Genomic DNA, 18,301 nt, shown 5'->3' with positions numbered 1-18,301 from the left:
TTTTTTATTACCAGTCAATCCCTTGCTGTGCCTGAATACCGGCATCAAACGCATGCTTAACCGGCCGCATCTCGCTGACGGTATCCGCGAGTTCCAGAATCTCACGATGACAACCACGTCCGGTGATAATCACGCTTTGATGCGCAGGCCTCTGCTGCAATGCTGTCAGCACCTCGTCTAACGGCAGATAGTCAAAACTGACCATATAGGTCAGCTCATCGAAAATCACTAAATCCAGCGTTTCATCCTGCAACATCCGTTTGCCATGCTGCCACACCTGTAAACAGGCGGCGGTATCGGTTTGCCGATTTTGTGTGTCCCAGGTAAAGCCGGTGGCCATGACCTGAAATTCAACACCAAAAGGTTCCAGTAAATTACGCTCGCCGTTCGGCCATTCACCTTTAATAAACTGGATCACACCGACACGCTTCTGGTGACCAACCGCGCGCGTGGCGGTGCCAAAGGCCGCAGTGGTTTTCCCTTTACCATTGCCGGTAAACACCATCAGAATGCCGCGCGAGGTGGTTGCGGCGGCAACGCGCGCATCGACCTGCTCTTTCAGACGCTGCTGGCGCTGCTGATGACGATCGTCAGCGGCCATTATTCCGCTGCTCCCGCTTTGCGGCCTGGCTGCGCATCATAGCTGACGCCGGTCTTACGGCGGCTGTCATCACCCATTAAATAAAGGTAGAGCGGCATAATATCCGCCGGGGTTTTCAGCTTCGCCGCATCTTCTTGCGGGAAGGCGCTGGCGCGCATTTTGGTGCGTGTACCGCCGGGATTGATACAGTTAACGCGCAGGTGGCGACTGTCATACTCATCGGCCAGTACCTGCATCATGCCTTCGGTGGCGAATTTAGATACCGCATAAGCGCCCCAGCCGGCACGACCGGTACGGCCCACGCTGGAACTGGTAAATACCAGCGAACCACTGTCTGATTTCAGCAGCAGGGGAAGCAGCGCCTGGGTAAGAAAGAAGGTGGCATCGACATTCACCTGCATCACCTGCTGCCACACTGCCGGTTGCAGCTGTTCCAGCGGCACAATATCGCCCAGCACCCCGGCGTTATGCAGCACCCCGTCGAGACGCGGATAGTGCTGGCCGACGGTTTCCGCCAGCTGCTGGCAGCTCTCCGGCGTTGCCTGTTCCATATCAAGCGTAAACCAGCGCGCCGAACCCTTGCCCAGCGCATTCACTTCGTCGCTGACTTGTTGCAGTTTTTGTGCATTACGGCCCAGCAGCACCAGTTCAGCGCCGTAGCGCGCGTAAGTCAGCGCCGCTTCGCGGCCAATACCGTCGCTGGCGCCGGTGACCAGAATAATTCGGTGGTTAAGCAGATCGCTCTTCGGTTGATAGTGCACAGCATGTTCCTCTGACATAAATAACTCTGGCAATAGAGAGTGGCGCGTCATGAATAAAGTGTTTTATGCCTGAAAAAAGCAGCGAGTTCAATGCTGACAGGGGGCAATTCGGGCTGTTACACACTGAATCAGGCGACGAAGCGCATCCAGTCAGCTAAACTAAGGGCTGGCCCCTAATGCTATGTAAATCAAGGCGGATTGAGTGGAATTACTCTCATATTATGGATTGTTTTTAGCCAAAACAGTGACGGTGGTCGTGGCGATTGCTGCCATTGCGATCATTTTTGTCAATCTGGCACAGCGCAAACGCGCGCAAAGCGGACAGTTAAAGGTCACCGATCTGGGCGATCAATATCGCGAGATGAAAGATCAGTTGATGCTGGCGAAGATGAAGCATCATGATCAGAAACTGTGGCATAAGTCGCGTAAGAAGCAGGATAAGCAGGAAGCAAAAGTCGCTAAACAGCGTGCAAAGCAGGGCCTGAAGAGTGAAAGCGGCAAGTCCACGCTGTGGGTGCTGGATTTCAAAGGCAGTATGGATGCCGGCGAAGTGGCTTCACTGCGTGAAGAGATTTCGGCGGTGATGGCGGTGGCCAGCGCCAGTGACGAAGTGCTGTTGCGGCTGGAGAGTCCGGGCGGCGTGGTGCACGGTTATGGTCTGGCCTCCTCGCAGCTGGAGCGATTACGGCAGAAGGGCATTCGCCTGACCGTGGCGGTGGATAAAGTGGCGGCCAGCGGCGGCTATATGATGGCCTGTGTGGCCGATCGCATCGTCGCGGCGCCGTTCTCGATTATTGGCTCGATTGGCGTCGTGGCGCAGATCCCGAACTTTAATCGCCTGCTGAAACGCAACGATATTGATGTGGAGCTGCATACCGCCGGTGAATACAAACGGACGCTGACGCTGTTTGGTGAAAACACCGAGCAGGGGCGTGAGAAATTTCGTGAAGATCTGAATGAAACCCATCTGCTGTTTAAGCAGTTTGTTCATGAGATGCGTCCGTCACTGGATATCGATCAGGTCGCAACCGGCGAGCACTGGTACGGTCGCCAGGCGCTGGAAAAGGGTCTGATTGACAATATCGGCACCAGCGATGATCTGATTATCGCCGAAATGGATAAGTTTGAGGTGATTGCGGTGCGTTACGTACGACGTAAACGCATGATGGACCGCTTTACCAGCAGCGCTGCAGCCAGTGCTGAGCGTCTGCTGTTAAAGTTCTGGCAGCGCGGTGAAAAGCCACTGCTGTAATCACTGAGGCCCGGTTTGCCGGGCCTTACTCTTCCTTCAGGTGATACTGCGCGGAGAGTTGCAGCGCCAGAAATTTAAACACGTTAAATACCGTGGTGCTTTTGCTGGTGGGCAAGCCTTGTTCATCGAGAAAATAGTTGCCGCGAAATACCAGAATATTGCCATTCTGTTCGACGGCGGTGGCTTCCATGCCAGCGAAATAGTTCTCATGTTCAGCGATCATCGTATTGGCTTTTACCAGCAGAGCCGCAGCGTCAATTGGCTGTGTTTCAGCGTACATATTTTAATCTCCTTTTTACAAATCGTGATTTCCTTCTATATTACTTGCCTGCAAACGAAATCGGCAAACCCTGTGCGCGGTTTTTCATCGGCGCAAAACGGGGCGCTGACTGGCATAAACTTGCCTGAGATGCTAATTAAGTTGCGTATCAGATTTTATCAGGTACAGTGTGGGCGTTTCTGGTTCCGGGCGTAAAACAGGGTTTATTGATGAACCAGCAGATGCGAGTGTTAAGCTAAAAGATGTCGTTAATCAGCGGGTTGGAGTGACGCATTTACGGTAATATGCAGTCTGGCGTCGCAGGGTTGAAATGACTCAGCACCGCTGCAATATCATTATCGCGCTGCAAATGTCCCGATAAGCGCCGCCACTACATTCGGAAGTTTTCATTAGGTAAAGGTAAATATGGGTAAAGCTCTCGTAATAGTTGAGTCCCCGGCAAAGGCCAAAACAATCAATAAATATCTCGGTAATGACTACGTGGTTAAATCCAGCGTCGGTCATATACGCGATTTGCCGACCAGTGGTTCAACAGTTAAAAAGAGCGCTGACTCTACAACCAGTAAAACCCCCAAGAAAAAGGTTAAGAAGGACGAAAAAGCGGCATTAGTCAGCCGTATGGGCGTCGACCCTTATCATGGTTGGGAAGCCGATTATCAGATTTTGCCCGGTAAAGAGAAAGTGGTCGCCGAGCTGAAATCGTTAGCTGAAAATGCTGACCATATCTATCTCGCAACGGACCTTGACCGCGAAGGGGAAGCCATTGCCTGGCACCTGCGGGAAGTGATCGGTGGCGATGAATCACGCTACAGCCGCGTGGTATTTAACGAAATTACCAAAAATGCGATTCAACAGGCGTTCGAGAAACCGGGCGAGCTGAATATTGATCGGGTTAACGCTCAGCAGGCGCGTCGTTTTATGGACCGCGTGGTGGGTTATATGGTCTCGCCGCTGCTGTGGAAAAAGATTGCCCGTGGACTCTCCGCTGGCCGCGTACAGTCGGTTGCGGTGCGTCTGGTGGTGGAGCGTGAGCGCGAGATTAAAGCCTTTGTTCCGGAAGAGTACTGGGAACTGGATGCCGATCTGACCACGCCGAAAGGCAGCGATCTGCCGATGCAGGTCACCCATCAGGGTGATAAGCCGTTCCGTCCGGTTAACGGTGAGCAGACCCACGCCGCCGTCAGCCTGCTGGAAAAAGCGCGCTATGTGGTATCTGACCGCGAAGATAAGCCGACCAGCAGCAAGCCGGGCGCACCTTATATTACATCGACGCTGCAACAGGCGGCGAGCACCCGTCTGGGCTTCGGCGTAAAGAAAACCATGATGATGGCGCAGCGCCTGTATGAAGCGGGTCATATCACCTATATGCGTACTGACTCCACCAACCTGAGTCAGGATGCGGTGGCGATGGTGCGTGATTATGTGAAAGAGAGTTTCGGCGCGAAATATCTGCCGAAAGATGCGCTCACCTACGCCAGCAAAGATAATTCACAGGAAGCGCACGAAGCGATTCGTCCTTCTGATGTGAATGTGCAGGCCGAACAGCTGAAAGATATGGAAGCTGATGCGCAAAAACTCTATCAGCTGATCTGGCGCCAGTTTGTCGCCTGTCAGATGATGCCTGCGCAGTATGACTCCACCACGCTGACCGTAACCGCCGGTGATTTTAAACTGAAGGCGAAAGGCCGCACGCTGCGTTTCGATGGCTGGACTAAAGTAATGCCAGCACTGCGTAAGGGCGATGAAGATCGTACCCTGCCGCCAGTAAACGTTGGCGAAGAGCTCAGCCTGCAACAGCTGAAACCCAGTCAGCACTTTACCAAACCGCCTGCGCGTTTCAGCGAAGCCTCGCTGGTGCGTGAGCTGGAAAAACGCGGTATCGGCCGTCCATCGACCTATGCTTCGATTATCTCCACCATTCAGGATCGCGGTTATGTGCGCGTTGAAAGCCGCCGTTTCTACGCGGAAAAAATGGGTGAGATTGTTACTGACCGTTTAGAGTCTAACTTCCGTGAGCTGATGAATTACGACTTCACCGCGCATATGGAAAGCAGCCTCGACGAAGTGGCGAACAATCAGGCGCAGTGGAAAGGCGTACTGGATAAGTTCTTTGGTGAATTCAGTCAGCAGCTTGAACAGGCAGAAAAAGATCCTGAAGAGGGCGGCATGCAGCCAAACCAGATGGTGCTGACCACTATCGACTGCCCGACCTGTAGCCGCCAGATGGGGATCCGTACTGCCAGCACCGGCGTGTTCCTTGGCTGTTCCGGTTATGCTTTACCGCCGAAAGAGCGCTGTAAGCAGACCATCAACCTGATTCCGGAAAATGAAGTTCTCAATATTCTGGAAGGGGATGATGCGGAAACCAACGCCCTGCGTGCCCGCCATCGTTGCCAGAAGTGTGGCACCGCGATGGACAGCTATCTGATCGATAACCAGCGCAAGCTGCATGTGTGTGGTAACAACCCGGGCTGTGACGGTTATGAAATCGAGCAGGGTGAGTTCCGCATCAAAGGTTATGACGGTCCGATTGTTGAGTGTGAGAAATGTGGTTCTGAAATGCACCTGAAAATGGGACGTTTCGGTAAATACATGGCCTGCACCAATGACGACTGTAAAAACACCCGCAAGATCCTGCGCAATGGTGATGTTGCGCCACCGAAAGAAGATCCGGTGCCGTTACCAGAACTGCAGTGCGAGAAGTCGGACGCTTACTTTGTGTTGCGTGATGGCGCTGCCGGAGTGTTCCTTGCGGCGAATACCTTCCCGAAATCTCGTGAAACCCGTGCGCCACTGGTGGCTGAGCTGAAACGCTTTAAAGACCGTCTGCCGGAGAAACTGCGCTATCTGGCCGATGCGCCGGAAGCCGATGACGAAGGCAATGCCACCGTAGTACGCTTTAGTCGCAAAACTAAACAGCAGTACGTCAGTTCAGAGAAAGAGGGCAAAGCCACCGGCTGGTCCGCGTTCTTTGTTGATGGCAAATGGCAGGTGACTAAGAAGAAGTAATTGATACGGGCGGCGTTATCGCCGCCCGTGCCAGTGGCACCCACCCCCCCTTATAGCGAAAAGCTATACATATTTAAGAAAAATGATATAGTTGTTATAGATACAGACTTACCCCCACTCTTAGTGCATTTAAACGTCAACCTCAGCGATCTCCTCCGCGTAAACACACACTGCTGCGGTCTTCGCAGGTATTCGGCGTGTTGCTTAACCCTGGATGGAATCGAACAATGAAATTGCAGCAGCTGCGTTATATCGTTGAAGTGGTTAACCACAATCTGAATGTCTCTTCAACCGCTGAAGGGCTTTACACCTCCCAGCCTGGCATCAGTAAGCAGGTGAGAATGCTGGAGGATGAGCTGGGCATCCAGATTTTTGCCCGTAGCGGTAAACACCTGACGCAGGTAACGCCTGCCGGTGAGGAGATTATCCGCATCGCGCGTGAAGTGCTGTCCAAGGTTGATGCGATCAAAGCGGTTGCCGGTGAGCATACCTGGCCAGATAAAGGTTCGCTGTATGTCGCGACCACCCATACGCAGGCACGTTACGCACTACCCGGCGTGATTAAAGGTTTTATTGAGCGCTACCCACGGGTGTCACTGCATATGCATCAGGGATCGCCAACACAGATTGCGGAAGCGGTATCCAAAGGTAATGCTGACTTTGCCATCGCCACTGAAGCGCTGCATTTATACGACGATTTAATTATGCTGCCGTGTTACCACTGGAACCGCGCTATCGTGGTGACCCCCGATCATCCATTAGCGGGTAAAACGAAAGTTTCAATCGAGGAACTTGCAGAATACCCATTAGTGACCTACACCTTCGGTTTTACCGGCCGCTCTGAACTGGACACCGCCTTTAACCGCGCGGGTTTGACGCCACGTATCGTGTTTACCGCCACGGATGCAGATGTGATTAAAACCTATGTCCGTTTAGGACTGGGCGTCGGGGTGATTGCCAGCATGGCGGTTGATCCGGTCTCCGATCCGGACCTGGTGCGTATTGAAGCGACCGATATATTTACCTACAGCACCACCAAAATAGGCTTCCGTCGCAGCACCTTTTTACGCAGCTATATGTATGATTTTATTCAGCGCTTTGCGCCACACCTGACGCGTGACGTGGTGGATACGGCGGTTGCGCTGCGCTCCAATGAAGATATTGAAGCGATGTTTAAGGACATCAAACTGCCGGCGAAATAGCCGCTGCGTTTGTTCAATCCGTCGAACTGGCCGCAAAGCGGCCTTTTTTTATAACCATTGGTACGACTTTGTGCTGGTAAGATAAACACCAGTTACTATTTTTCTGTAAATGAAACATGTATCACATGTTTTCCTATTGTTTCTTTCTAAATGCGAAACAGTACACACTTTTCAATGGCAGTCTTTGCGCGCTGCCAGGATAATTCCCATACTCCAGTTATCAAGAGAATACAGAGCCATATCAGGAAAGGAGGTAAGTTAAAGACTCCATTAAAATATGGAACTAATCTCGAATTATCCGGAAAATATTTGAGTTAAAGTTATATTTTTATTTTGTCAGTAACTTTAATTTCGCTTATCGGCCGGTTTAGTTTTGATAAATAGTGTTAATCGATGGGCGCAGTAAAAATAGCTGGATTTTGAGAAACAAACTGTTTAGGATTCGTCCTAAATCTTGATTGGTGTTAACAATCGTTTCTAATGAGAGTGATTATCAAAAACTATGGCTACTAGATTAACTGTACAGCCCGTGATTCGGGAGAAAGCGACCAGACATGAACGTCGTAGTTATACTCGCCGTCTTGCATGGTTGACGGTATTTGCTGCATCAGCGCTGTTTTGGGTTGTTGTTGCATGGATGATTTGGAGCTAGTGAGGGTTGAATCATGTTTGAACAGGCACTGATACGTAAGCCTCAACAAGTACGTGATATGAAATCCGGTTATTGCAAAAGCAATCATAAAGCCGATGAAGACGTCTGCATCCCGGACTCCTGGAGTCTGAGCAACTTGCAACGCAGCTTTATCGAATCAATGATCGACGATAAAAAAAGTAAATAGCAGCAATTATCAGCATCACCCCGCGTGGCTGACATAACAATTCAAATAGATTTACCCAATTCAGAGCCTTGCTTTCGGCTCGGGCTGCTTACAGCCCTTTGCACTAAAACGGTGAAATCAGATTTGCCTGGCGCAATTTGATTTATGTTGTACACCCGATTGACCGGACACCGGTCTTAGCGAGTTAATAATGAATATTGCACCTATTTCCTGGTTTACTACTTTCGCGTTTTCTCTGGCTATTTGGGCTAGCGTCGCGTGGGTAATAATGCAATAAAATTGCATTAAATGTTAAAGATGCGCCTCAATGATTAATTTCATTGGGGCGTTTTAGTTTTAACGAATGTTACTTCTGTTGTCATTTCGTGTTGTTATCAAAACGTTAACGCCTGTTTATACTATCTTTAAGACTAACCCTGTAATCACTCGGGTTTTTGTTGCCAGATAATTATAAGGAGGAGTTATGTCGTTAACCCTACGCGAAACCAGCCAGGACACACTGGACGTTGATGGCCAGCGCTATCATTTTTTTAGTCTCCCACGCGCCGCGCAACAGCTTGGTGATCTCTCCCGCTTACCTAAATCACTGAAAGTGCTGCTGGAAAACCTGCTGCGCTGGCAGGATGGCGATTCCGTTACCAGTGAAGATATTCAGGCGCTGGTGGGCTGGCTGCAAGATGCCCATGCCGACCGCGAAATTGCCTATCGTCCGGCGCGCGTGCTGATGCAGGATTTTACCGGCGTGCCAGCGGTTGTTGATCTGGCGGCGATGCGTGAAGCGGTCAAACGCCTCGGCGGCAATGTAGCGAAAGTGAATCCGCTGTCGCCAGTTGATCTGGTCATTGACCACTCGGTCACCGTTGACCGTTTTGGCGATGATAATGCCTTTGAAGAGAACGTACGGCTGGAGATGGAACGTAACCATGAACGCTACGTTTTTCTGCGCTGGGGGCAAAAAGCGTTCAATAAATTCAGCGTAGTGCCGCCTGGCACCGGTATTTGCCATCAGGTAAACCTTGAGTATCTGGGTAAAGCTATCTGGCATGAACAACTCGATGGCAAAGAGGTCGCGTATCCCGACACCCTCGTCGGCACCGACTCCCATACCACCATGATCAATGCGCTGGGCGTACTGGGCTGGGGTGTGGGCGGCATTGAGGCGGAAGCCGCGATGCTTGGACAACCGGTATCGATGCTGATCCCCGATGTGGTCGGCTTTAAGCTTACCGGCAAACTTCAGCCCGGCATTACCGCCACTGACCTGGTACTGACCGTCACCCAGATGCTGCGTAAACACGGCGTGGTGGGTAAATTTGTCGAATTTTATGGTGATGGTCTTGACGATCTGCCGCTGGCGGATCGCGCAACCATCGCCAATATGGCGCCGGAATATGGCGCCACCTGCGGTTTCTTCCCGATTGATGACATTACCCTTAGCTATATGAAGCTTACCGGACGCAGCACCGGGCAGGTGGCGCTGGTTGAAGCCTATGCTAAGCATCAGGGCATGTGGCGCAATCATGGCGATGAGCCGGTATTTACCAGTTCGCTGGCGCTGGATATGGCGACGGTTGAGGCGAGTCTCGCCGGCCCCAAACGCCCGCAGGATCGCGTATCACTGGGCGATGTGCCGCGCGCCTTTCAGCAGAGCAATCAGCTGGAAGTCAATCAGGCGCTGAAGCCGCATACCGCAGTCAGTTACAGTGATAACGGCCAGCAGCATCAGCTGAAAGATGGCGCGGTGGTCATCGCCGCAATCACCTCCTGTACCAATACTTCCAATCCCAGCGTGTTAATGGCGGCGGGTCTGCTGGCGAAAAAAGCGCTGGAACGGGGACTGGACCGTAAACCCTGGGTCAAAGCCTCGCTGGCGCCAGGTTCGAAAGTGGTTTCCGATTATCTGGCGGTGGCGCGGCTGACACCTTATCTCGATAAGCTGGGATTTAACCTTGTGGGTTACGGTTGTACCACCTGTATTGGTAACTCCGGTCCGCTGCCGGACGCCATTGAACGGGCGATTAAGCAGGGCGATCTGACGGTTGGCGCGGTACTTTCCGGCAACCGTAATTTTGAAGGGCGCATTCATCCTTATGTGAAAACCAACTGGCTGGCCTCGCCGCCGCTGGTGGTGGCCTATGCGCTGGCCGGAAATATGAATATTAATCTGCAGAGCGAGCCGCTGGGTGAAGATCTCACCGGTAAGCCGGTATATCTGAAAGATATCTGGCCATCCCCGGAAGAGATTGCCGAAGCGGTGCAGCAGGTATCGACCGATATGTTCCGCAAGGAGTATGCGGAAGTGTTTGAAGGCACCCCGGAGTGGCAGCAGATTCAGGTCAGTGAAGCCGCCACCTATGACTGGGATGAAGATTCCACCTATATCCGTCTCTCTCCATTCTTTGACGATATGGGTAAACAGCCTGAAGCGGTGAAAGATATTAAAGGCGCGCGCATTCTGGCGATGCTCGGCGATTCGGTCACCACTGACCATATTTCGCCGGCAGGGAGCATTAAAGCGGAGAGTCCGGCAGGACGCTATCTGCTGAAACATGGTGTTGAGCGTGGCGATTTTAACTCCTACGGTTCACGACGCGGCAACCACGAAGTGATGATGCGCGGCACCTTTGCCAATATTCGTATCCGCAATGAAATGGTGCCGGGGGTTGAAGGTGGTGTGACCCGGCATGTGCCGGGCGATGAGCCGCTGGATATCTATGATGCCGCGATGCAGTATCAGCAGGAAGGCGTGCCGCTGGCGGTGATTGCCGGTAAAGAGTATGGTTCCGGTTCCAGCCGCGACTGGGCGGCGAAAGGGCCGCGCCTGCTGGGCGTACGTGTGGTGATCGCCGAATCTTTCGAGCGTATTCACCGTTCTAACCTGATTGGCATGGGGATTTTGCCGCTGGAGTTCCCGCAAGGTATGACGCGTAAAACGCTGAACCTGACCGGTGATGAGCAAATTGATGTGGAAAATCTGACGCAGTTACAGGCGGGGGGCTCAGTGGTCGTGAGGCTGACGCGGGCCGATGGCAGCCAGCAACTGATTGATACCCGTTGTCGTATTGATACCGGTAATGAGCTGACCTATTACCGCAACGACGGCATTCTGCACTATGTGATTCGCAATATGTTGCGCGATTAGGCAACAGAGCCGGGCAGTTATTGCCCGGCTAAATAGCTTACTCTTTCGGCAATAAATGGCCCATTTTAGCCGCTTTCGTATCGAGATAATGGGCATTTTTCGGATTACGTCCGACAATCAGCGGTACACGCTCAACAATATTAATCCCGGCTTCACTCAGGATCTCCACTTTACGTGGATTATTGGTCAGCAGGCGCACTTCATTAACGCCAAGCAATTTGAACATATCAGCGCACAGGGTAAAGTCACGTTCATCTGCGGCAAAGCCGAGCTGGTGATTGGCCTCAACGGTATCGTAGCCTTTATCCTGCAACGCATAAGCGCGAATTTTATTCAGCAGGCCGATATTACGACCTTCCTGGCGATGATAGAGCAGAATACCTCGTCCGGTTTCGGCAATCGTATTTAACGCGGCTTCGAGCTGAAAACCGCAATCGCAACGTAAACTGAACAGGGCGTCCCCGGTCAGACACTCGGAGTGAACGCGCGCCAGTACTGGATCGTTATTAGCAATATCGCCATAAACCAGAGCAAGATGGTCATGCCCGGTTGCCAATTCTTCAAAACCTACCATCAGGAAATCTCCCCATGGCGTTGGCAGTTTGGCTTCTGCCACCCGTTTAAGCTGCATGTGACTCTCCGCAAACATCGTATCAGACCCGTCTGTCACGTTCGGGCCCTGGCAAAATGATTCATGAAAACCCGACTATTTTGCCATAATTGTCACGCTCATTCTCAGAATTGCGCTAATTTAAATGCACAAAGGCACGATAAGCAACCTGATAGTTAGCTTATTAATTTTAAGCAAGAAGTTATGCCGGAACCGTCTTCTTCACAAGGATGCATCATGTTAGATATTGCTAAGCGTACTGCCTTCGGTGCGCTGTTGTTATTACTTATGCCGCTGGGTGTCTGGATTTCCGGCTGGCAGTGGCAGCCTGGTTCAGCAGGCTTTGGCCTGCGCGTGCTGTTCTGGATGACCGAAACGGTGACCAGCCCGTGGGGAGTGGTCACCAGTATTATTCTGTGTGGCTGGTTTCTATGGTGCCTGCGTTTTCGCCTTAAACCGGCCATCTTTCTGTTAGTGATTATGGTCGCCGCCATCCTTGCCGGCCAGTACACCAAATCATTTATTAAAGACCGTGTGCAGGAGCCGCGTCCCTATGTGTTGTGGCTGGAAAAGAGCCATGGCGTCAATGAAAACGCCTTTTATGAGCTGAAACGCAAGGCGCGCGGCAAAATGGTGACTCAGCTGCTGGAAGATGACAGACAGCTGCCAGTATGGCTGAAGAAACACTGGGCGTTTGAAACGGGCTTTGCCTTTCCTTCCGGCCATACTATGTTTGCCGCCAGCTGGGCGCTACTCGGCGTCGGTCTGTTGTGGCCACGGCGTCATGTAAAAACCGTGGTGCTGCTACTGTTATGGGCGAGTGGAGTAATGGGCAGCCGGATGCTGTTGGGAATGCACTGGCCGCGGGATCTGGTGGTCGCCACCCTGATTAGCTGGTTACTGGTGACGCTGGCCACCTGGCTGGCGCAACGGGTTTGCGGACCGCTCACCGTGCCGCCGCAGGAGCAGCAGGAGATACGTCAGCGCGAGGATGAATAGCCACGATTGTAAATGGGGTATTGCGCCCCCATAACAGTTAAATGAAGTGGGGACTGAAGGCGCAATCCTCGCCGCCAGGATCGCTAAAGCCATTTTACATGCAGCATCCGGGCGAGATTTTTGGCATAATTCTTTGGTTAACACCAAATTACGGGATGAAATGTGAAATATTTGCTGATTTTTTTACTGGTTTTGGTGGTTTTCGTCATCTCGGTGACGTTAGGTGCGCACAACGACCAGGTGGTTCCTTTTAATTTCCTGCTGGCTGCCGGTGAGTATCGGATTTCGACCCTGCTGGCCACGCTTTTTGCCGTTGGTTTTTTACTGGGCTGGGCGATTTGCGGCCTGTTCTGGCTGCGTGTCCGCGTTGCTCTGGCTAATTCGCAACGCAAGCTTAAACGTCTTCAGCAGCAGCTGGGCGAGGCAGAAGCACCCGTGACAACGTCACGTGTCCCTGCCGTCAAGGAATAACCCCTTATGTTGGAATTGCTGTTTCTGTTATTGCCTGTTGCTGCCGCTTACGGCTGGTATATGGGGCGCCGCAGTGCGCAACAGGATAAGCAACAGGAAGCAAGCCGTCTGTCACGTGACTATGTTGCTGGCGTTAACTTCCTGCTGTCCAATCAGCAGGATAAAGCGGTCGATCTGTTCCTTGATATGTTGAAAGAGGACAGCGGGACGGTGGAAGCTCACCTGACTCTCGGCAACTTGTTTCGTTCACGGGGGGAGGTCGATCGCGCCATCCGCATTCATCAGTCATTAATGGAGAGTGCCTCGCTCACCTATGATCAGCGCTTGCTGGCGGTGCAGCAGCTTGGTCGCGACTATATGGCCGCCGGGATGTATGACCGTGCCGAAGATATGTTTGCCCAGCTGATTGATGAAACTGATTTCCGCATTGGCGCGTTGCAGCAGTTGTTGCTGATCCATCAGGCCACCAGCGACTGGCAAAAAGCGATTGATGTTGCCGAACGGCTGGTAAAGCTGGGCAAAGATCGTCAGAAAATGGAGATCGCCCACTTCTATTGTGAACTGGCGCTACAGGCGATGGGCAGCGACGATCTCGATCGCGCGATGAACCTGCTGAAAAAAGCCGAGGCGGCCGATCGTCAGAGTGCGCGCGTGTCAATTATGATGGGACGTATTCTGATGGCGCAGGGTGAAGACGCCAAAGCGCTGAACCATCTGCAACGAGTTATTGAACAGGATAAAGAGCTGGTCAGTGAAACGCTGGAGATGCTGGAAACCTGTTTTCAGCGTCTTAATCAACCGCAGGCCTGGGCCGATTATCTGCGCCGCTGCGTGGAAGAGAATACCGGTGCGCTGGCTGAACTCTATTTGTCCGATATCCTCGAACAGCATGAGGGGGCGGAAGTGGCGCAGTTATATATTAACCGCCAGTTGCAGCGTCATCCCACCATGCGTGTGTTCCACCGTCTGATGGATTTCCACCTGCATGAAGCGGAAGATGGCAGGGCGAAAGATAGCCTGATGGTGCTGCGCGATATGGTTGGCGAGCAGATTCGCACCAAGCCGCGCTATCGCTGCCATAAATGCGGCTTTACCGCTCATGCGCTTTACTGGCACTGTCCATCCTGCCGGGCCTGGTCTTCAGTGAAACCGATTCGTGGTCTTGATGGCCAGTAACAGAAATTCCCGGGAACGGGAGTTTTTTTGCGCCGACTTTAGTTACAACATACTATAACTATTACTACTTAGCGGGCAGCTTAAACCTCGCGATGCCAGCGTCTGGCAGGGGTGGCCAGGGTTTAAATTAATATCGGCTTTGCGCTGGTGCCTGACGGAGAGCGCATGTAGAATGCTTGCCGTTTGCCTGTCGCGCCGTGCCGGTGCTCCACAGTTCACTGTCAGAGGGATTACTCATGTCACCATCTCACACTGTTACCGGGTCGCCGATTCTGGTGGCGCTGGATTATGCCGATCGCCAGCGCGCCATGGCGTTTGTCGACCGCCTGGACCCGGCCTCCTGCCGCCTGAAAGTGGGCAAAGAGATGTTTACGCTGTTTGGTCCACAGCTGGTGCGTGATTTACAGCAGCGCGGTTTTGACATCTTCCTCGACCTGAAATTCCACGATATCCCGAATACTACCGCTCATGCCGTCGCCGCCGCCGCTGAACTTGGCGTCTGGATGGTGAATGTTCATGCCAGCGGCGGGGCGCGGATGATGAATGCCGCGCGTGAAGCTTTACTGCCGTTTGGTAAAGACGCTCCATTACTGATTGCGGTTACCGTGCTGACCAGTATGGATGCAGATGATTTGCGCGATATCGGTATCGACCTCTCTCCGGCGGATCATGCCGAACGCCTGGCGCGTCTGGCGCGCGACTGTGGCCTTGATGGGGTAGTCTGCTCGGCGCAGGAAGCGGTCAGATTTAAAAACGCATTTGGCGCAGATTTTAAACTGGTCACGCCGGGCATCCGTCCGGCTGGCAGTGCCGCCGACGATCAGCGCCGGATTATGACGCCGCAGCAGGCGCAGCAGGCCGGAGTGGACTATATGGTGATTGGCCGTCCGCTGACCCAGTCTGACGATCCGGCGCAGAAGCTACAGACCATTCTTGCTGAGCTGCAGGGGGCATAATGAATGACAATAACAGCCGCTTAGTCTATTCGACAGACAGCGGGCGTATTGAGCAGCCGCAGGAAAAAGTGGCTCGCCCCAAAGGCGACGGTATAGTGCGCATTCAGCGCCAGACCAGCGGACGAAAGGGCAAAGGCGTGTGCCTGATTAGCGGGATTGACCTTGATGATGACGCGCTGGCAAAACTGGCGGCAGAGCTGAAGAAAAAATGCAGCTGTGGCGGCGCGGTCAAAGAGGGCATCATTGAGATTCAGGGCGATAAACGTGACTTACTGAAAAGCCTGCTGGAAGCCAGAGGGATGAAGGTTAAGCTGGCTGGCGGTTAGCCGTGAAAAGGCCGCGATATCGCGGCCTTGAAGGTAGATGCGCTGCGTAAAGCCAGAGCTTTTTCTTATGATGAGGATCTGGTTAGGGTTATTTACCGACCTGATGACCGATAATACCACCCACCGCAGCGCCACCGATGGTACCTAAACCGCTACCGTTGGTCAGGATTGAACCACCGATAGCACCGGCACCGGCGCCAATTGCTGTATTACGATCACGCTTTGACCAGTTGGAACAGGCGCTCAACGAGAGAACCAGAGTAGCGGCCAGTACAGCAGCAGTGATGCGTTTGGCGTTAATTGACATAATGACTTCTCCTTAATTGTTACTCACAGAGGCAACCCTTTCAGTATAGTTGGCGTTCTCTGTATTCAGGTCCGCTGGCTGCATATTTCGAACGATCAAGTTCCCTGTCCTTGCTATCAAAACTGAAAAAAATCTCAATAACTGGCGGTCTTATTTTGCAGCGACAGCAAGCAACGATACCCAGGGGAAAAATGTTAGCAGGGTAACTATCACCCTATGGGCTATTGCATATGAATAGTTTAGCCATAAGCGATACCTCTGACAGGGTAAAAATTCTCAATTCACTGCAGAAAATGGCGCTGACAGCCACTTTCTCCCTTTAATACAGCCATCCGCTCCATAGCCAGTAACGCACAGCCCCACCAGAATAAAGCTAATGTGGTCAATGGAGAGTTTTGTGATGCTGGAACAACTGAAACAACAGGTGCTGGAAGCCAATCTGGCGCTGCCACGTTACGGGCTGGTGACTTTTACCTGGGGTAACGTCAGCGCAATCGATCGCAGCAGCGGTCTGCTGGTGATCAAGCCTTCCGGTGTCAGCTACGAGGCCATGACGGCAGATGATATGGTGGTGGTGGCGCTGCAGAGCGGCGAAGTGGTCGAAGGCAGCAAACGCCCCTCATCTGATACCGATACGCATCGCGCGCTCTACCTTGCCTGGCCGGAAATTGGTGGCATTGTGCATACCCATTCCCGCCATGCCACCATCTGGGCGCAGGCCGGTCGGGATATTCCGGCATGGGGCACCACGCATGCTGATGATTTCTATGGCGATATCCCCTGTACGCGTAAAATGCATAACAGTGAAATCATCGATCGTTATGAATGGGAAACCGGACAGGTGATTATCGAGACACTGCGTGAACGCCAGCTTTCGCCGCTGGAAGTACCGGCGGTACTGGTCAACTCTCATGGCCCTTTTGCCTGGGGCGCAAACGCCAGTGATGCGGTGCACAGCGCGGTGGTACTTGAAGAAGTGGCCTATATGGGCATCTTCAGTCTGCAACTGACCCCCGAGCTGCCACCGATGCAGCAGGCGTTGTTAGATAAACATTACCTGCGTAAGCATGGCGCTAATGCCTGGTACGGACAGAAATAAACGGCCATATCATGCTAAAGGGCAGCCATCAGGCTGCCCTTTTTTGTCGTGGTCAACCCGAGTGATGATGCATTTTACCCCTGTCAGATCAATAAAATGAAATTCTCTTCCTTTAAATATGAAACGATGTTTCATAAATATCGATGAGATCACTTTTCTGCCTTTTTTTTCACGCTATGTTGCTGTCACCGGCCCACTGGGCAGATGCAAATAATCTTTTTTCCTTCTCATTGCAGGTGAAAAAACAACATGCAAATTAAAAGAGCAATAGACAAAATCCCCGGCGGAATGATGCTGATTCCGCTATTTATTGGCGCTGTCTGCCATACGTTCGCGCCAGATTCCGGGAAATACTTTGGGTCATTCACCAATGGGCTGATGACCGGCACTGTGCCGATCCTCGCGGTGTGGTTTTTCTGTATGGGGGCGTCGATTAAGCTCAGCGCCACCGGCACCGTATTGCGTAAGTCCGGCACGCTGGTATTAACGAAAATTGCGGTGGCGTGGGTGGTAGCGGCCATTGCTTCGCACCTGATCCCGGAAAACGGCTTTGAAGTGGGTATGCTGGCCGGACTTTCTACGCTGGCGCTGGTGGCCGCCATGGATATGACCAATGGCGGTCTGTATGCCTCAATTATGCAGCAGTATGGCAGCAAAGAAGAGGCGGGCGCCTTTGTACTGATGTCATTAGAGTCCGGCCCGCTGATGACCATGGTGATCCTTGGCACGGCGGGCATTGCCTCTTTTGAACCGCACGTATTTGTCGGTGCGGTGCTGCCATTCCTGGTCGGCTTTGCGTTAGGCAATCTCGATCCGGAACTGCGCGAATTCTTCAGTAAAGCGGTGCATACGCTGATTCCTTTCTTTGCTTTTGCGCTGGGCAACACCATCAATCTGGCGGTGATCGCTCAGACCGGATTGCTGGGTGTGGCGCTGGGCATTGCGGTAATTATTGTTACCGGCATTCCGCTGATTCTGGCCGATCGCCTGATTGGCGGTGGCGATGGTACTGCCGGTATCGCCGCATCCAGTTCCGCTGGCGCAGCGGTGGCCACGCCGGTACTGATTGCCGAAATGGTGCCGCAGTTTAAGCCGGTCGCGCCTGCCGCTACCGCACTGGTGGCCACATCGGTGATTGTCACCTCCGTGCTGGTGCCAATTCTCACGGCGATGTATTCGAAACGGGTGAAAACCGCGAAAGCCTCCTCCAGTCAGCATGCCGCAATTAAATAGTCGTATTTAACGCTTTTCCGACCTGCGGGTCGGAAAAG

At 52.6% G+C, this 18,301-nt stretch carries 18 protein-coding genes; 13 read left to right on the top strand and 5 right to left on the bottom strand.

Annotation, left to right across the window (positions count from 1 at the left end; all coding sequences use genetic code 11):
- Positions 1-7: 7 nt before the first annotated feature.
- Positions 8-601: a cob(I)yrinic acid a,c-diamide adenosyltransferase gene (gene cobO / locus J2125_RS00285; RefSeq protein ID WP_017799897.1), complete on the bottom strand. Its 594-nt coding sequence runs from the start codon at positions 599-601 to the stop codon at positions 8-10.
- The gene (locus J2125_RS00280; protein ID WP_026111541.1) at positions 601-1,362 is read right to left on the bottom strand and encodes a YciK family oxidoreductase; all 762 of its coding nucleotides are present in this window, start codon (positions 1,360-1,362) and stop codon (positions 601-603) included. The genes cobO and J2125_RS00280 overlap by 1 nt, the downstream gene beginning before the upstream one ends.
- 202 nt (positions 1,363-1,564) lie before the next feature.
- Here J2125_RS00280 and sohB point away from each other — a divergent pair, with 202 nt between their 5' ends.
- A complete protein-coding gene (gene sohB / locus J2125_RS00275; protein WP_017799899.1) occupies positions 1,565-2,614 on the top strand; it encodes a protease SohB in 1,050 nt (349 codons plus the stop codon).
- A 25-nt stretch (positions 2,615-2,639) separates the two neighbouring features.
- On the opposite strand, the gene J2125_RS00270 is transcribed toward sohB, so the two are convergent.
- The gene (locus J2125_RS00270) at positions 2,640-2,894 is read right to left on the bottom strand and encodes a DUF2498 family protein (protein WP_017799900.1); all 255 of its coding nucleotides are present in this window, start codon (positions 2,892-2,894) and stop codon (positions 2,640-2,642) included.
- 405 nt (positions 2,895-3,299) lie between these two features.
- Here J2125_RS00270 and topA point away from each other — a divergent pair, with 405 nt between their 5' ends.
- From topA to acnA, 5 genes are all read left to right on the top strand, one after another.
- Entirely contained in the window at positions 3,300-5,903 is a 2,604-nt protein-coding gene (gene topA / locus J2125_RS00265; RefSeq protein ID WP_017799901.1) for a type I DNA topoisomerase, read from the top strand.
- Positions 5,904-6,130: 227 nt separating this feature from the next.
- The gene (gene cysB, locus J2125_RS00260) at positions 6,131-7,105 is read left to right on the top strand and encodes an HTH-type transcriptional regulator CysB (protein WP_017799902.1); all 975 of its coding nucleotides are present in this window, start codon (positions 6,131-6,133) and stop codon (positions 7,103-7,105) included.
- Positions 7,106-7,607: 502 nt separating this feature from the next.
- Positions 7,608-7,757, top strand: coding sequence for a YmiA family putative membrane protein (locus J2125_RS00255; RefSeq protein ID WP_071590491.1), 150 nt, complete (start codon positions 7,608-7,610; stop codon positions 7,755-7,757).
- Between the two features lie 13 nt (positions 7,758-7,770).
- Complete coding sequence (locus J2125_RS00250) at positions 7,771-7,944, top strand: hypothetical protein (protein WP_017799903.1); 174 nt, start codon at positions 7,771-7,773, stop codon at positions 7,942-7,944.
- A gap of 463 nt (positions 7,945-8,407) precedes the next feature.
- Entirely contained in the window at positions 8,408-11,086 is a 2,679-nt protein-coding gene (gene acnA, locus J2125_RS00245) for an aconitate hydratase AcnA (protein ID WP_017799904.1), read from the top strand.
- A gap of 37 nt (positions 11,087-11,123) precedes the next feature.
- Here the strand turns inward: acnA and ribA are convergent, their stop codons facing one another.
- The gene (gene ribA, locus J2125_RS00240; RefSeq protein WP_017799905.1) at positions 11,124-11,717 is read right to left on the bottom strand and encodes a GTP cyclohydrolase II; all 594 of its coding nucleotides are present in this window, start codon (positions 11,715-11,717) and stop codon (positions 11,124-11,126) included.
- Between the two features lie 216 nt (positions 11,718-11,933).
- Here ribA and pgpB point away from each other — a divergent pair, with 216 nt between their 5' ends.
- The 5 genes from pgpB (at position 11,934) to yciH (ending at position 15,624) form a co-directional block, all read left to right on the top strand.
- A complete protein-coding gene (gene pgpB, locus J2125_RS00235) occupies positions 11,934-12,695 on the top strand; it encodes a phosphatidylglycerophosphatase B (RefSeq protein WP_017799906.1) in 762 nt (253 codons plus the stop codon).
- Between the two features lie 162 nt (positions 12,696-12,857).
- Positions 12,858-13,166 (top strand): LapA family protein, encoded by a 309-nt coding sequence (locus J2125_RS00230; RefSeq protein ID WP_017799907.1) that lies wholly within the window; start codon positions 12,858-12,860, stop codon positions 13,164-13,166.
- A 6-nt stretch (positions 13,167-13,172) separates the two neighbouring features.
- Positions 13,173-14,342 (top strand): lipopolysaccharide assembly protein LapB, encoded by a 1,170-nt coding sequence (gene lapB / locus J2125_RS00225; RefSeq protein ID WP_017799908.1) that lies wholly within the window; start codon positions 13,173-13,175, stop codon positions 14,340-14,342.
- A 236-nt stretch (positions 14,343-14,578) separates the two neighbouring features.
- Positions 14,579-15,298, top strand: coding sequence for an orotidine-5'-phosphate decarboxylase (gene pyrF / locus J2125_RS00220; protein ID WP_017799909.1), 720 nt, complete (start codon positions 14,579-14,581; stop codon positions 15,296-15,298).
- A complete protein-coding gene (gene yciH / locus J2125_RS00215) occupies positions 15,298-15,624 on the top strand; it encodes a stress response translation initiation inhibitor YciH (protein WP_017799910.1) in 327 nt (108 codons plus the stop codon). Before pyrF ends, yciH begins: the two co-directional genes overlap by 1 nt.
- An 88-nt stretch (positions 15,625-15,712) precedes the next feature.
- Here yciH and osmB read toward each other — a convergent pair whose 3' ends face one another.
- On the bottom strand, positions 15,713-15,931 hold the full coding sequence (osmB, locus tag J2125_RS00210; protein WP_017799911.1) for an osmotically-inducible lipoprotein OsmB: 219 nt from the start codon (positions 15,929-15,931) through the stop codon (positions 15,713-15,715).
- Between the two features lie 400 nt (positions 15,932-16,331).
- Here osmB and araD point away from each other — a divergent pair, with 400 nt between their 5' ends.
- Together araD and kdgT are read left to right on the top strand one after the other, a co-directional pair.
- Positions 16,332-17,030 (top strand): L-ribulose-5-phosphate 4-epimerase, encoded by a 699-nt coding sequence (gene araD, locus J2125_RS00205; RefSeq protein WP_026111542.1) that lies wholly within the window; start codon positions 16,332-16,334, stop codon positions 17,028-17,030.
- A gap of 249 nt (positions 17,031-17,279) precedes the next feature.
- Positions 17,280-18,263, top strand: a complete 984-nt coding sequence (gene kdgT, locus J2125_RS00200) for a 2-keto-3-deoxygluconate transporter (RefSeq protein ID WP_026111543.1) — start codon at positions 17,280-17,282, stop codon at positions 18,261-18,263.
- Positions 18,264-18,301: the final 38 nt, after the last annotated feature.

The organism is Winslowiella toletana, from assembly GCF_017875465.1.
Taxonomy (GTDB): Bacteria; Pseudomonadota; Gammaproteobacteria; order Enterobacterales; family Enterobacteriaceae; genus Erwinia; species Erwinia toletana.
Note: the sequence above shows the minus strand (reverse complement) of the source record. Positions and strands in the feature narration are given on the sequence as shown.

Bases quoted from the DNA above. Each gene is read 5' to 3' on its own strand.
- cobO (WP_017799897.1), bottom strand. From the start codon at position 601: ATGGCCGCTGACGATCGTCATCAGCAGCGCCAGCAGCGTCTGAAAGAG.
- J2125_RS00270 (WP_017799900.1), bottom strand. From the start codon at position 2,894: ATGTACGCTGAAACACAGCCAATTGACGCTGCGGCTCTGCTGGTAAAA.
- topA (WP_017799901.1), top strand. From the start codon at position 3,300: ATGGGTAAAGCTCTCGTAATAGTTGAGTCCCCGGCAAAGGCCAAAACA.
- cysB (WP_017799902.1), top strand. From the start codon at position 6,131: ATGAAATTGCAGCAGCTGCGTTATATCGTTGAAGTGGTTAACCACAAT.
- J2125_RS00255 (WP_071590491.1), top strand. From the start codon at position 7,608: ATGGCTACTAGATTAACTGTACAGCCCGTGATTCGGGAGAAAGCGACC.
- J2125_RS00250 (WP_017799903.1), top strand. From the start codon at position 7,771: ATGTTTGAACAGGCACTGATACGTAAGCCTCAACAAGTACGTGATATG.
- acnA (WP_017799904.1), top strand. From the start codon at position 8,408: ATGTCGTTAACCCTACGCGAAACCAGCCAGGACACACTGGACGTTGAT.
- ribA (WP_017799905.1), bottom strand. From the start codon at position 11,717: ATGCAGCTTAAACGGGTGGCAGAAGCCAAACTGCCAACGCCATGGGGA.
- pgpB (WP_017799906.1), top strand. From the start codon at position 11,934: ATGTTAGATATTGCTAAGCGTACTGCCTTCGGTGCGCTGTTGTTATTA.
- lapB (WP_017799908.1), top strand. From the start codon at position 13,173: ATGTTGGAATTGCTGTTTCTGTTATTGCCTGTTGCTGCCGCTTACGGC.
- pyrF (WP_017799909.1), top strand. From the start codon at position 14,579: ATGTCACCATCTCACACTGTTACCGGGTCGCCGATTCTGGTGGCGCTG.
- yciH (WP_017799910.1), top strand. From the start codon at position 15,298: ATGAATGACAATAACAGCCGCTTAGTCTATTCGACAGACAGCGGGCGT.
- osmB (WP_017799911.1), bottom strand. From the start codon at position 15,931: ATGTCAATTAACGCCAAACGCATCACTGCTGCTGTACTGGCCGCTACT.
- araD (WP_026111542.1), top strand. From the start codon at position 16,332: ATGCTGGAACAACTGAAACAACAGGTGCTGGAAGCCAATCTGGCGCTG.
- kdgT (WP_026111543.1), top strand. From the start codon at position 17,280: ATGCAAATTAAAAGAGCAATAGACAAAATCCCCGGCGGAATGATGCTG.